The sequence below is a fragment of the Methyloradius palustris genome (genome assembly GCF_019703875.1).
GTDB lineage: Bacteria > Pseudomonadota > Gammaproteobacteria > Burkholderiales > Methylophilaceae > Methyloradius > Methyloradius palustris.
Map to the genome: position 1 here is coordinate 559634 of NZ_AP024110.1, position 13102 is coordinate 572735.

Here is a 13102-nt window from a genome sequence, read left to right on the forward strand (position 1 = left end):
ATGAACCGCCTAAATCAGGCCATTGTAACGGCCTTCGGTATTACCTTGATGCTAGAGGCTTGTTCAATGGCGCCAGCCATGAAAACGCCAGAGGTGCCTGTCGCTGCGAACTACAAAGAAACACCTGCATGGATGGTAGGCACGGATGGCATGGTGGCAAAGCCCGCTGATGAGTTGCCTCGCGGCGCATGGTGGAAAGTGTATGGAGACGCAGAGCTAGATGCGCTTGAAGAGCGTCTGATTGCCAACAACCCAGATTTGGCTGCTGCCGTGGCGCATTATGCGCAGGCCGAGGCATTCAGTCGTCAGTTGCGCTCCAGCTTATTCCCCAGCCTAGATGGCACGGCCAATGCGCAGCGTTTACGCCAATCAGAAAACCGTCCATTGCGCAGTGCAACCAGCCCTAATGAATACAATGATTATTCAATCGGCGTGCAGGCCAGTTATGAAGTTGACCTGTGGGGGCGTGTCAGCAATCTGGTGAAATCAGGCAAAGCCACGGCGCAGGCCGAAAAGGCTGATCTTGAATCTACGCGCCTGAGCTTGCAAGCCCAGCTCGCACAAAACTACATCGCCTTACGCGGTATAGACCAACAAGTTGCATTATTAGGCGATACGGTCGCAGCCTATCGTAAGGCGCTGGATCTCACCAAGGTGCGCCATGATAATGGCATTGCGCCTGGCCTTGATGTCGCCCGCGCTGAAACGCAATACCAAACAGCGCAATCGCAAGTTGAGCAATCCCTTGCCCAGAGAGCGCTTGCAGAGCACGCTATTGCTGCCTTGGTAGGCGCTTCAGTTTCAGAGTTTTCGATTGCCAGTCGAGTGGATGAAATCGCGGTGCCTGCAATACCGCTGGGTGTGCCATCAACACTCTTGCAACGCCGCCCGGACATTGCTTCTGCCCAGCGCCGTGTTGAATCTGCTAATGCCAGTGTTGGTGTCGCGAAAGCTGCATTTTTCCCCAGCCTGACATTAGGTGCTGGACTAGGTTTAGAGAGTGCATCAGCCAGTAACTGGCTGACCGCGCCCAGTACTTTCTGGGCGATAGGCCCGTCAGTGCTACTGAATTTATTTGATGCAGGTAAGCGTAAAGCACAGGTAGTGCAGGCTCAAGCCGTGCTGGATGAGACTGGTGCGAATTATCGAGGTGTTGTTATCGGTGCTTTCCAGCAAGTAGAAGACAACCTTGCCTTGCTCAACCATTACACTAAAGCGGCTGAATCACAGCAATCTGCTGCTGCCGCAGCCAAACAGTCGGAAGACTTCTCCATCAGCCGCTACCGCCAGGGCGCTGCCAGTTATCTCGAAGTTACCGCTTCGCAAACAGCAGCCTTGCAGACACAACGTGATCTGCTTGACCTCAATACACGCAGGCTACAAGCCAGCGTGCAGTTGATACGCGCCTTAGGTGGTGGATGGGCTGATCCATCATGAATTAAGCCTGACTTCGTCGCTATGCTTCGTTACTCACATAAATTTTTTCCTTACATATAAAACATATGCAGCGTCAAAATTTTATGTTCGCGCCTCGCCTAGCTTATCGCACCAATCTTAGTGCTTTAGTGCTTATATTGGTGGTGATACCCCTTGCGAGTAGAATTCAAACTTAATTAGAGTTTCGCAAGGTTAAGTTTGAATCTTAACTAAGGCTAGAAATTATCTGGCTTAGCAGGTGGGTTCTTGAGATCTTTCAGATAAAGCTGTCGCGCCTCTTCTTCCCTGCGTACGCGTTCGATCTCGCGCATCACGGTGCGCACATCAGCTGGCCTATTATCTACTTCAATCTTCCCCGTCAGCGGGGTTTCTGGGGTGAGTTGACCTGCTTTATATAGATTCCAGATTTCTTTGCCATATTGCGTATCAGCTAATTGCGGCGCAAACGTGCTGAAAAATGTCGTCAGGTTATCCACATCACGCTCAAGCATCACTTGCGCGCTATTGTTGCCAGCGGCATCTACGGCTTGGGGCAGGTCGATAATCACAGGGCCATGTTCATCAACAAGAATATTGTATTCAGACAAGTCACCATGAATCATCCCCGCGCATAACATCAGCACTACCTGATGTAGCAGAAAAGCGTGATATTCAAGTGCCAGTTTTTCATCCCACTCTACTTCCTGTAGACGCGGAGCAACATCCCCATTTACATCGGTGACCAAATCCATGAGCAGTACGCCTTCATAGCAACCATAGGCCTGCGGCACACGCACACCTGCTCTGGCCAGCCTGAATAACGCATCAGCTTCAGCTGTTTGCCACACTTCTTCCTGCATTTTGCGGCCGTAGCGTGAACCTTTTTCCATGGCACGCGCTTGGCGGCTATTTTTTACCTTACGGCCTTCTTGGTATACAACTGCATTTCTGAAGTTACGTTGATTCGCTTCTTTATAGACTTTGGCGCAGCGAACCTGATCCCCACAGCGCACGACATACACAGTGGCCTCTTTGCCACTCATGAGTTGGCGGATGACTTCATCCACCAAGCCTTCTTCAACCAGTGGTTGGATTCTTTTTGGTGTTTTCATTCGTGTTGGATTAATTATCTTTAATGTATATTTAAATTGTTGATTTTGCTTATATTCAGGAATACATTGCTAAAAAATAGGTTAAGAAATTATTGCTGATTCATCCCATTAGTCTCTTTATAACCTAAAAATAAGCTGCTAACAGCCTAATAATAAAGTAGTAGAGGGGTGAGTGATGAAAAATGATGAGGTTGATCATTCTGAAGTTGCAAAGTACCTGAAGCCTGTAATAAGTGAACAGGCTCGCCTAGATGCACTCTATCGGTATCGTGTTCTTGATACCGCACCCGAAAAATCTTTCGATCACATCACGCTGTTAGCCACGCAATTATTCAAATTACCTATAGCACTCATCAGTTTTGTCGATCAATCCAGAATTTGGTTCAAGTCCAAACAAGGTGTGGATTTTGACCAGATTGCGATAGACGCGAGTTTCTGTGCAACGGCAATACATAGTGATGAGCCTTACATCCTCAATGATGCGCGCTATGACGTCAGGTCGAAAAGCAATCATTTAGTAACGAGCGAATACGGACTGCGATTTTACGCGGGTATTCCCTTGAAAACGGCAGATGGTCAAAATATTGGGGTTCTCAGTATAGTAGATTTTGAACCTAGGGAATTTTCTCAGCGAGACATCAATCTTTTGCAGGCACTTGCAAAAATTGTCATGGATCAGCTCGAACTTAATCTCTCCATTGTTATTCTTAATGAGGTGCATCAGGCAGATAACAAATTTCGCCTGACATTTGAGAAGCTTGCAGACCCCATGCTTTTGCTTGATCCTAATTCTGGCCATTTTGTTGACTGGAACCCAGCGGCAATCAAGATGCTCGCTTTTCCCAATAAGCATGATCTGCAAATCTTAAGGCCTGCCGATATTTCCCCTCCCTTGCAACCTGATGGCAGGTCTTCAGAGGAAAAAGCGAATGAGATGATGGCAATTGCATTGGCGAATGGCAGCCACCGTTTTGAGTGGGTTCATTGCAGTGAATACCGCAAGCCTTTTCCTGTTGAAGTTTTACTCACTCTGATTCAGATTAATGAGCGCCCCATGTTTATTGCAAGCTGGCGTGATATTACCAAGCAGAAGCAGGCGCAAGAAGAATTACTAGAAAGTGAACTACGCTTGAAATTCGCTCTTGAAGGCGCTGGTGACGGGGTGTGGGATTGGGACATCGCTCATTCTAAGGTGAGCTTTTCACTGGCATGGAAATCCATGCTGGGTTACGAAGAGGAAGATATTGAGGACAGTTTTGATGAATGGAGTCGGCGAGTTCATCCGGATGACATTGAAAAAGCCTTGTGTGATATAGAAAAGCATCTACATGGATTAACTTCTTCATACGTTAGTCAGTATCGGCTTTTATGCAAAGATGGCAGCTATAAATGGATACTCGATCGAGGCAAGTCAGTTAGTTTTGATGAAACAGGAAAGCCTGTGAGAGCCGTTGGTATTCATACTGACATCACGGACCATAAAAATGCATTGGAGGCGCTAAAAGCTGCTGAACAAAATAATAACGCATTGTTATCCGCCATGGTGGATGGTGTCTTTGTTGCACAGAGGCAATGCTTCATTTTTGCCAATGAGGCCATGGCCGCCATGCTTGGCTATACGCATGCGGAATTTATCGGGCTGCATTTTGATAAAGTAGTCGCCCCCGATTTTCTGGATATATGGACAACTCGCTATAAACAACGCTTAGACCCAAGTAAGCAGCCAGCCCGACAATACGAGGTAAGATTCTTGAAAAAAGGGGGTACCGAGGCTCTTTGGGTAGAAGTGATTGCATCCAGGGTAGTTTATAAAGGCGAAAGCAGTGTACTAGGCATTATTCGTAACATTACAGAAAAGAAGCGTGCAGAAAAGATGATCTGGAGTCAGGCCAATTTTGACTTTTTAACTGGGCTGCCTAATCGTCATTTTTTCCTGGATAAATTGGATGTTGAGGTCAAGAAATCAAACCGGCTTAAAGCTAAGATGGCAGTCATGTTTATTGACTTGGATCATTTCAAGGAAATCAATGACAGCCTCGGGCACGATGCTGGTGACGCTGTCTTAAAAGAGGCATCTGTAAGATTGCAACGATGTGTACGAGATACTGACATGGTTTCACGGCTGGGCGGTGATGAATTCACCATTATTTTGACTGACTTGGATGAGTCAAACGTATCTGACCAAAGAGCACAGTCCATATTAAAAGCGATGGAAGAGCCATTTAATTTTAATAATGAACTGGTCTATATTTCTGCATCTATAGGCATTACGGTTTATCCGGATGATACACAGCAGGCTGAGCATTTGCTTAAATTTGCTGACCAGGCAATGTACCACGCCAAAAAACTTGGGCGTAACCGTTTCAGTTATTACGCGCCTTCGATGCAGGAGGCTGCAGTTTCCAAAATGCATATGATTTCGGATATGCATCAAGCCATCAAAAATAAAGAGTTCTACTTGCTGTACCAACCTATTATTGATCTCGAGTCAGGCAAGGCACACAAAGCGGAAAGTCTGATACGCTGGAATCACCCGAAGCTTGGAATAATAAGTCCTGCAGACTTTATTCCTCTCGCTGAAGAGACTGGATTGATTAATGAAATCGGCCAATGGGTACTTAAGGAGAGCGTTCGTTGCGCGCAACATTTAAGAGCAGAGTTTGATAAGACGTTTCAGATTAGTGTTAATACGTCTCCTGTGCAGTATCGTAATGAAGATCGGGCTTACCCCCCATTTGAAAAGCTTATTCAGCCTATGAATGCTGACGGTAGTCTGATCGTCATTGAAATTACTGAAAGTATGTTGATGGATGCTGAAGACTCAATCAACACAAAACTATATGCACTCCGGGATGCTGGGATACAAGTCGCACTGGATGATTTTGGTACTGGTTATTCTTCTTTGTCATATCTCAAAAGATTTGATATTGATTACCTAAAGATTGATCAGTCTTTTGTGAGGGGCATGAAAGGTGGTTCCAGCGACCATGCCCTATGTGAGGCTATTATTGTAATGGCACATAAACTGGGGATGAAAGTGATTGCAGAAGGTGTGGAAACAGAAGAGCAAAAAGCTTTGTTGGTAGCAGCAGGTTGCGATTATGGTCAAGGCTACTTGTTTGCAAAGCCACTTTCAATGGCAGATCTCGAGAATTTTATTCATCATTAAGCTAAAAATTACCAGAAAAATTGAGAGTTAAATTGAACTCCATCCTTTCATGAGGCTCTCTCTCATATGGGTTTTAATCACTTAACCAGTTCTTTTTCCAAAAGCTAGAGGTTATGATGTGCACATCATTTAAAGGCTTTTGCATCTATGCTGTTTCAAAATCAATTGCTTCATTTCTTTAGTATTATTTAATATTTCCCCGATATACAAATTCAAGGTACTTATGAAAGAAATCTCTGTGAAAAAAATCACGATTCTAGTCTTACTCGCGTTTGCTATTATTACACAAGCTGCCACCATGGATTCGGCGGCACAATTCCAGGAACTGAAGCCGACGACTGATCAGGCGCGCGCGGCACACCTTTCAGCTGAAGTCTTAACCCGCTACCACTATAGTGCGATCCCACTGGATGATGAAGCTTCCAAAAAAATATTTGATGCTTATATCAAGTCGCTGGATGGCGAAAAAATGTTTTTTACGCAACAAGATATTGATCAGTTGAGTGAGGCGAGAACACATCTGGATGATGCCATCCTGAATGAGAATCTAAGCATTCCGTTTGCCATCTTCAATTTATATAAACTGCGCTTGAATGATCGCTTGAGCTATGCCAAAACTCTACTCAATAAGGGGTTTGATTTCACCGCTAAAGAGAGCTATCAATATGAGCGTGAGAATGAGCCTTGGGTAAGTAATGAGGCTGATATGCAAGAGCTTTGGCGTAAGCGCGTTAAAAACGATTGGTTGCGTTTAAAACTTGCAGGTAAAGACGATAAGACCATTGTTGATGTATTGACTAAGCGATATGACAGCAATCTTAAAAGCGTGACTAAACTAAAAGGCGAAGACGTATTCCAGTCATTCATGAATGCCTATGCGATGGCGATAGACCCGCACTCCAACTATTTTGGCGTTCGCGCTTCTGAAGACTTTGATATTTCGATGCGGTTGTCGCTTGATGGCATAGGCGCAGTGCTTGAAGACAAGGATGAATACACTACCATTCGTGAGCTGGTGCCAGGCGGGCCTGCAGCGCTCTCAGGCAAGCTGAAAACAGGTGACCGCATTCTTGGCGTAGGCCAGGGCAAGAATGCGCCTGTGGTTGATGTTACAGGCTGGCGTTTAGATGACACCGTGGCGCTTATTCGTGGCGCCACAGACTCTGAAGTGGTGCTTGAGATATTGCCGGCCGAGGCAGGCGCAGATGGTAAGCATACGTTTATTTCACTGATACGCAAAAAAATCAGCCTTGAGAAACAAGACGCCAAAAAATCCGTTATAGAAGTTAAAGATGGCAGCATCACCCGCAAAATAGGCGTGATTACGTTGCCTGTGTTCTATCAGGATTTTGGTGCGCGCGGCAAAGGTGATAAAGACTACAAAAGCGCCTCACGTGACGTAGCTACACTGATCGACAGCCTGAAAAAAGACAACATAGATAGTTTGCTGATTGATTTGCGCAACAACGGCGGCGGTTCACTGGATGAAGCAATCAAGCTCACAGGCCTGTTTATTGACCAAGGCCCTGTTTTGCAAGAGCGCGACTCTAAAGGCAATGTGCAGGTCGATGCAGACAAAGACACGGGTGTGTTATGGGATAAACCGATGGGCGTATTGATTAATCGCTCATCAGCCTCTGCCTCTGAAATTTTCGCGGCTGCTATTCAGGATTATGGTCGTGGCATTATTATTGGCGAGACCAGTTTTGGCAAAGGTACGGTACAGACTGTAGTAAATCTGGACGAAATCGCTAAAAATAAAGATCCACAGTTTGGCGAGCTCAAAATGACCGTGGCGCAGTTCTTCCGCATCAATGGCGGCACTACGCAATTGAAGGGTGTAACGCCTGATATTACCTTGCCTACCATTACTGACCCAGATACTTATGGTGAATCCAGCTTTAAAAACGCGTTGCCATGGACGCAAATCAAACCTGCGGATTACCAAGTATCGACTGAAGCTAAAGCCATCGTGCCTGCATTGATTGCCAGCCATGATGCGCGTATTGCGCAAGACAAAGATTTTCAATATCTCAAGGATGATATTGCTGACCTCAACGTTGAGCGCAAAAAGAATAGCATCTCACTCAATTTGGCTGAACGCCAAAAACAGCGTGATGATAAGAATGCAAAACTGGCTGCGCGTGAAGGCTCAAATGGCCTGGATAAAACAGGCAAAGTCAGGGGCAGAAAAGAGGCCATCATTTCTCAGAATGCTTCTGCCCAAGATGACGGCCTGCAATCTAACGAACGCAATATCAAAGATGATCTGGCAATTGAAAAAGCTCAGAAAGATGCCAAGGATGTATTACTGAGCGAGTCTGCTCATATTTTGAGTGATGAAATTGGCCTGTTGAAAACGAGTAAAAATGCATCTGTCCAAAACTAAGTAAATTATTTTTTTGAGGATGATGGGGGAAAGCTAGTTCAGATAATAACTGAACTGGTTTTTCCCCTGTTTTTTTGATTGGTACATCGCAGTATCCGCCCCCTTGATTAAACTATCAGCATCATCTGCATCTTGCAGATAAAAGATCACGCCAATACTCGCCGAGATATGCATGGTTTCATTGGCAATATAAAACGGCTTGAAGATAGACTCAACCAGCGATTGAGCAATCTTGGCTGCGTCTGATGATTCATTTAACTCGGACAAGATGACCATAAACTCATCTCCACCTAGTCTAGCAACGGTATCTGAAGCACGAACTACGGCAATCAGCCGATTGGCGACTTGTATCAACAACTCGTCACCAACCTGATGCCCGAATTGGTCATTTACTTCCTTGAAGTGATCCAGGTCTATAAATAATAGCGCCAGCGTTTTTTCGGTTCGCTTGATTCTTGCCATGGCTTGGTTCAAGCGGTCATAAAACAGGCGGCGGTTTGGTAATCGCGTTAGGGCGTCATAATTGGCATGCTCCCAAATCTTATCGGCTGCTTGCCTTTTTTTGGTGACATCCGAAAAGAGCGCAACATAGTTTTGCACTTTCCCTATCTCGTCTTTTACTGCACTGATAGATAACCATTCAGCGTAGATTTCACCAGACTTTTTTCTGTTCCAGATATCACCTTCCCAATGCCCGTCTGATTCTATGGTTTTCCACATCTCTGCATAAAAATCCTTGCTTTGCCTGCCTGAAGAGAGCATCTGCGGCGTCTTGTTCATCACCTCTTCAGTGCTGTAACCAGTTAAGGCTGTAAACGCAGGATTGGTGGCTACGATACGATTTTGTACGTCAGTCACCATCATGGCCTGCATGCTTGAGTTATAGACCGTGGCGGCCAAGCGTAATTGATCTTCGAATAACCTGCGCGCAGAGATGTCTTGCACTTGGCCGATGTAGTTGTATGGGTTGCCAGCATCGTCGCGCAAGACCGAAATAGTCAGGCTCGTCCAAACTGATATGCCAGCTTTTGAGAGGTATCTTTTTTCAAGCTGATACCCGTCAACTTTACCTTTTATTAATCTATCCAAATGGAGCAAGCTGACTGCCTTGTCGTCAGGGTGGGTAATGTCCATGGGTGTTAGGCTGCTAAGTTCCCATTTGCTATAGCCGAGCATGTCACAAAACGCCTTATTCACCAGCTCGAATTGATACCCTTTATTTAGCACACACATGCCAATAGGGGCGTGCTCGATGATTGAGAGGAATAGCTTTTCGTCATTTGAAATCAGTTGGTTCGTTGTCATTAAATATCCCATTCGCCACTTCACTTGTATTGCCGATGCTATTTAATGTCGATTCTCAACGGGGCTTTTTGACCTATATCAAGGCCGTCTAAATGAATTGTTCAATCAGCTCGCTATTGTTTGATTTAAGTCAAAGTGCGGCTGAAGTCTAGTTACTAGAATGCACTCAGTATTTTTAATTTGTATGTTTCGTGAATATTGAGAAAGCAGAGAACAACATGAAAAAAACCTTAGTAGCTTTAGCCCTTGCAAGCACAATTACTCCATTGATGGCACATGCAGAAGCGGGCGATTGGGTCGTGCGCGCACGCGTGGTGGATGTATCACCGAATACTGGCAGTGAACTCGGTAAAACAGTCAATGCCAATGTTGCGCCACTGATGTCGCCAGGTGCTCAGCTGGAGGTAGATAGCAATGTGATCCCTGAAGTGGATATTTCTTATTACTTCACCAAACATATCGCTGCAGAGCTTATTTTGGCGATAGGTACACGGCATGATGTCAGTATCAAAGGGGATTCATTAGCCACTGTTGGTAACCAGAATCTGGGCAGTGTGAATGCGTTGCCGCCAACGCTTACACTTCAGTGGCACTTTAACCCTGATCAAACCATCGACCCTTATGTCGGTGCTGGTATCAACTACACCGCCATGCTGGATAGAAAATTACAGTTTAGCAGTGGTGCACTGGCCGGCACTGACATCAAGGTGGATAACAATACTTTTGGCTATGCCTTGCAGGCGGGTGTTGATATCAACCTGAAAGATGGCTGGTTGATCAACGCTGATGTTAAATATGTAGATATGAATACAGATGTGAAAATGAATAATGGCGGTAGCTGGACCAAGATTGATTCGCTGGACATCAACCCTTGGTTATTCGGTGTGGGTGTCGGTAAACGTTTCTAGAAAACTAATCATCTCCGATTATTTTCTCTACTCTGCCAGAAGTCTTGGCAGAGTTTTTTATTGTCAGTTTTTGATGGCTAAGTGGTAGGGCTTAAATAATCTTTGAGAACGTTGCTCGTGTTTTATCTGTTTGCAGATAACGGTCAAATATCATGGCTATACCACGCACAAAGAACCAGCCTAGTGCGGTGACTTGGATGCTGTTTTCGGTTATTTCTACTAAGCCATCATTTTGTAAGAATCTTAGAGACTTGAGCTCTTGAGCGAAATAGGTATTAAAGGTGATGAGGTAGGCGAGTTCAATTGACTCAAATTGCACATTGCCCTGACACATGAGCGCCATAATCACAGCCCGTCTTACCAAGTCATCACGCGACATGGCCAGCCCCCGAGTGATGGGCAAATGGCCTCTATTTAAGTGGTCATAATATTCATCCAATGTCTTGGCATTTTGGCTGTACGAAGCGCCTAAACGGCCAATAGCAGAAATGCCAAGTGCGATCAAATCGCAGTCAGGTTGGGTGCTATAGCCCTGGAAATTGCGGTGCAGTCGCCCCTGACGTTTCGCAATCGCCAAGGCATCATCTGGCAGCGCGAAGTGGTCCATGCCCACATACACATAGCCAGCAGCCAGAAATATCGAGATGGCAGATGACAGCATTTCGAGTTTTGCTTGGGCGGTAGGGAGTTCAGATTCATTGATGTAGCGTTGCGGTTTGAACCTTGCTGGCAGGTGGGCATAGGCATAGAGCGCAATGCGGTCTGGTCTTAATTGTGTGACTTTATTCAGGGTACGCTCAAAGGACTTCAATGTTTGCTTAGGCAAACCATAGATCAGGTCAATGTTGATTGAGGTGAACCCAAGTTGCCGTGACGCTTCCACCAGATTAAATGCCTGGGCCTCATCTTGAATGCGGTGTACTGACTTTTGCACTTCGTGATCAAAGTCCTGCACACCAAAACTGATGCGATTAAAACCAAGCTTGGCCAAGTGTTCCAACCTTGATTGATTGACCGTGCGCGGATCAACTTCAATCGAATACTCCCCGCCAGGTTTTAAAACGAAGTGTCGATGCAATGAAAGCATCAAGTCTGATAGCTCGGTATCACTCAAAAAGGTTGGCGAGCCGCCTCCAAGATGCAACTGCGTGATGCTCTGGCCAGAGCCTATATGGGCTGCATGTAATTCGATCTCACGATTGAGATACCATAAATATTCTGCACCTCGCTGGTGGCGCTTAGTGACCACTTTGTTGCAGGCACAGTAAAAGCACAGCGATTCGCAGAATGGGATATGTATATATACAGATAATGGCAAGGCAAAGCCGCCAACTCGGCGTTGCTCCAAGGTTTGTATATATTCACCCTCCCCAAAGGCCTCTACAAATCGGTCTGCCGTTGGGTAAGAGGTATAACGTGGCCCTGCGATATCAAACCGCTTGAGTATTTCTGGGCTGATTTTGGGATTTAATTCGGCAGTGTCTTTAATCTCTCTGACATTCATGCAATGACGCTCCTGATTTTTGCCTACTTTGCCTGAATCAGCAGTGACCTATCTTGATATACATCAACTATTCATGAGCGCAGCATTAGCGAATAAAAAGCCATCTACTTATGTCCGCATAAAAGCGTTATGCTTGTCTTGATGAAACCGATTGTAAGAATATGACACCAGATGCCATTAAAGTAGCCTGCTCAAACTGCAACCTGCGCGAGTTGTGTATGCCCGTGGGTTTTGACCTGGCTGACTTGGCGCGCCTGGATGAAGTGGTCGCGACCCGTCGTAAGATTAAACAAGGCCAAACCCTATTTAATTCTGGTGAAGTGTTTACTTCTTTATATGCCATTCGTACTGGTTTTTTTAAAACATCGGTATCCACTGAAGATGGCCGTGAGCAAGTCACAGGCTTTCAGATGGCGGGCGAGATTATGGGTTTGGATGGCATCGTCAATGATCACCACAGCTGTAACGCTATTGCGCTTGAAGATGCTGAAGTCTGTGTAATGCCATTCTCGAATATTGAAGATTTATCGCGTGAATTCCCTGTACTGCAAAGGCATGTGCATAAAATCATGAGCCGTGAAATCGTGCGTGAAAACAGTGTGATGTTACTACTCGGCAATATGCGTGCTGAAGAGCGCCTTGCAGCTTTTCTGCTCAATCTTGTCCAGCGTTTGCATGCGCGGGGATTCTCTAAATCCGAGTTTGTCTTGCGCATGACACGAGAAGAAATTGGCAGTTATCTAGGTATGAAGCTAGAGACAGTTAGCCGTACTTTTTCTAAGTTCTCTGAAGAAGGCGTTATTGAGGTCAAACAACGTTATGTGCGCATTCTTGACCCTGATGCATTGCAAAAAATATTTAATCCTCAACCCTGCATTTAAGCTTCTGGATGCTGATTTCATCAGCATTTATCCGTAATTCCCCACAGCATCGATTCTCTGCTTCGCTATTGCTCACCTGTTTGATGTAAATCAAACCGTCTAATTTCTTCTGCTGTTAGATTGATCTCTCCAGTGTTTCCGCATTGCTATGCGTGATGCCTAACAGGTGATGAGGTCAATCTAATGCGTACGATTTCCACAAAGCTATTGAGTATAAGAGCTAGTCTTGCCAAGGGTTTTGCGCCTAGATTGTGGGCAAAGAATCCAAAAGCATTCAAGTGGGAAATCATCGCCATACTCTTGATCAAACTCATCATGCTCTATGGCGTGTGGACTTTATTTTTCGCACATCCACTCTCCAAAAGCGAACGTCTGGAAAACCTCTCTCGTGTCATTTTAAATAAATAGAAAGTCTGGT

Annotated in this window: 8 protein-coding genes and 1 pseudogene; 6 read left to right on the forward strand and 3 right to left on the reverse strand. The window is 45.4% G+C overall.

The annotated features are described in order from the left end of the window. Positions 1-1437, forward strand: coding sequence for an efflux transporter outer membrane subunit (locus ZMTM_RS02810; RefSeq protein WP_221764821.1), 1437 nt, complete (start codon positions 1-3; stop codon positions 1435-1437). A 215-nt stretch (positions 1438-1652) separates the two neighbouring features. On the opposite strand, the gene ZMTM_RS02815 is transcribed toward ZMTM_RS02810, so the two are convergent. Beyond that, positions 1653-2528 (reverse strand): PA4780 family RIO1-like protein kinase, encoded by an 876-nt coding sequence (locus ZMTM_RS02815; protein WP_221764822.1) that lies wholly within the window; start codon positions 2526-2528, stop codon positions 1653-1655. Between the two features lie 175 nt (positions 2529-2703). Between ZMTM_RS02815 and ZMTM_RS02820 the strand changes: the two genes are divergently transcribed. Next, positions 2704-5697: a bifunctional diguanylate cyclase/phosphodiesterase gene (locus ZMTM_RS02820; protein WP_221764823.1), complete on the forward strand. Its 2994-nt coding sequence runs from the start codon at positions 2704-2706 to the stop codon at positions 5695-5697. A gap of 238 nt (positions 5698-5935) precedes the next feature. Continuing rightward, the gene (locus tag ZMTM_RS02825; protein ID WP_318840523.1) at positions 5936-8086 is read left to right on the forward strand and encodes a carboxy terminal-processing peptidase; all 2151 of its coding nucleotides are present in this window, start codon (positions 5936-5938) and stop codon (positions 8084-8086) included. A 33-nt stretch (positions 8087-8119) separates the two neighbouring features. Here the strand turns inward: ZMTM_RS02825 and ZMTM_RS02830 are convergent, their stop codons facing one another. Further along, a complete protein-coding gene (locus tag ZMTM_RS02830) occupies positions 8120-9391 on the reverse strand; it encodes a sensor domain-containing diguanylate cyclase (protein ID WP_221764825.1) in 1272 nt (423 codons plus the stop codon). A 218-nt stretch (positions 9392-9609) separates the two neighbouring features. Between ZMTM_RS02830 and ZMTM_RS02835 the strand changes: the two genes are divergently transcribed. Further along, the gene (locus tag ZMTM_RS02835; protein WP_221764826.1) at positions 9610-10299 is read left to right on the forward strand and encodes an OmpW/AlkL family protein; all 690 of its coding nucleotides are present in this window, start codon (positions 9610-9612) and stop codon (positions 10297-10299) included. 91 nt (positions 10300-10390) lie between these two features. Here ZMTM_RS02835 and hemN read toward each other — a convergent pair whose 3' ends face one another. Beyond that, positions 10391-11803, reverse strand: coding sequence for an oxygen-independent coproporphyrinogen III oxidase (gene hemN, locus ZMTM_RS02840; RefSeq protein WP_221764827.1), 1413 nt, complete (start codon positions 11801-11803; stop codon positions 10391-10393). Positions 11804-11943: 140 nt separating this feature from the next. Here hemN and fnr point away from each other — a divergent pair. Continuing rightward, positions 11944-12684, forward strand: a pseudogene (gene fnr / locus ZMTM_RS02845) (fumarate/nitrate reduction transcriptional regulator Fnr); the annotation flags it as partial. Between the two features lie 183 nt (positions 12685-12867). Next, positions 12868-13092 carry a hypothetical protein gene (locus ZMTM_RS02850; RefSeq protein WP_221764829.1) on the forward strand — a complete coding sequence of 75 codons (225 nt, stop codon included), beginning with the start codon at positions 12868-12870 and terminating at the stop codon, positions 13090-13092. Positions 13093-13102 lie beyond the last annotated feature (10 nt).

What these genes read in the sequence shown, in the direction of transcription:
- ZMTM_RS02810 (WP_221764821.1), top strand. Translation starts at nt 1, where the DNA reads ATGAACCGCCTAAATCAGGCCATTGTAACGGCCTTCGGTATTACCTTG.
- ZMTM_RS02815 (WP_221764822.1), bottom strand. Translation starts at nt 2,528, where the DNA reads ATGAAAACACCAAAAAGAATCCAACCACTGGTTGAAGAAGGCTTGGTG.
- ZMTM_RS02820 (WP_221764823.1), top strand. Translation starts at nt 2,704, where the DNA reads ATGAAAAATGATGAGGTTGATCATTCTGAAGTTGCAAAGTACCTGAAG.
- ZMTM_RS02830 (WP_221764825.1), bottom strand. Translation starts at nt 9,391, where the DNA reads ATGACAACGAACCAACTGATTTCAAATGACGAAAAGCTATTCCTCTCA.
- ZMTM_RS02835 (WP_221764826.1), top strand. Translation starts at nt 9,610, where the DNA reads ATGAAAAAAACCTTAGTAGCTTTAGCCCTTGCAAGCACAATTACTCCA.
- hemN (WP_221764827.1), bottom strand. Translation starts at nt 11,803, where the DNA reads ATGAATGTCAGAGAGATTAAAGACACTGCCGAATTAAATCCCAAAATC.
- ZMTM_RS02850 (WP_221764829.1), top strand. Translation starts at nt 12,868, where the DNA reads ATGCGTACGATTTCCACAAAGCTATTGAGTATAAGAGCTAGTCTTGCC.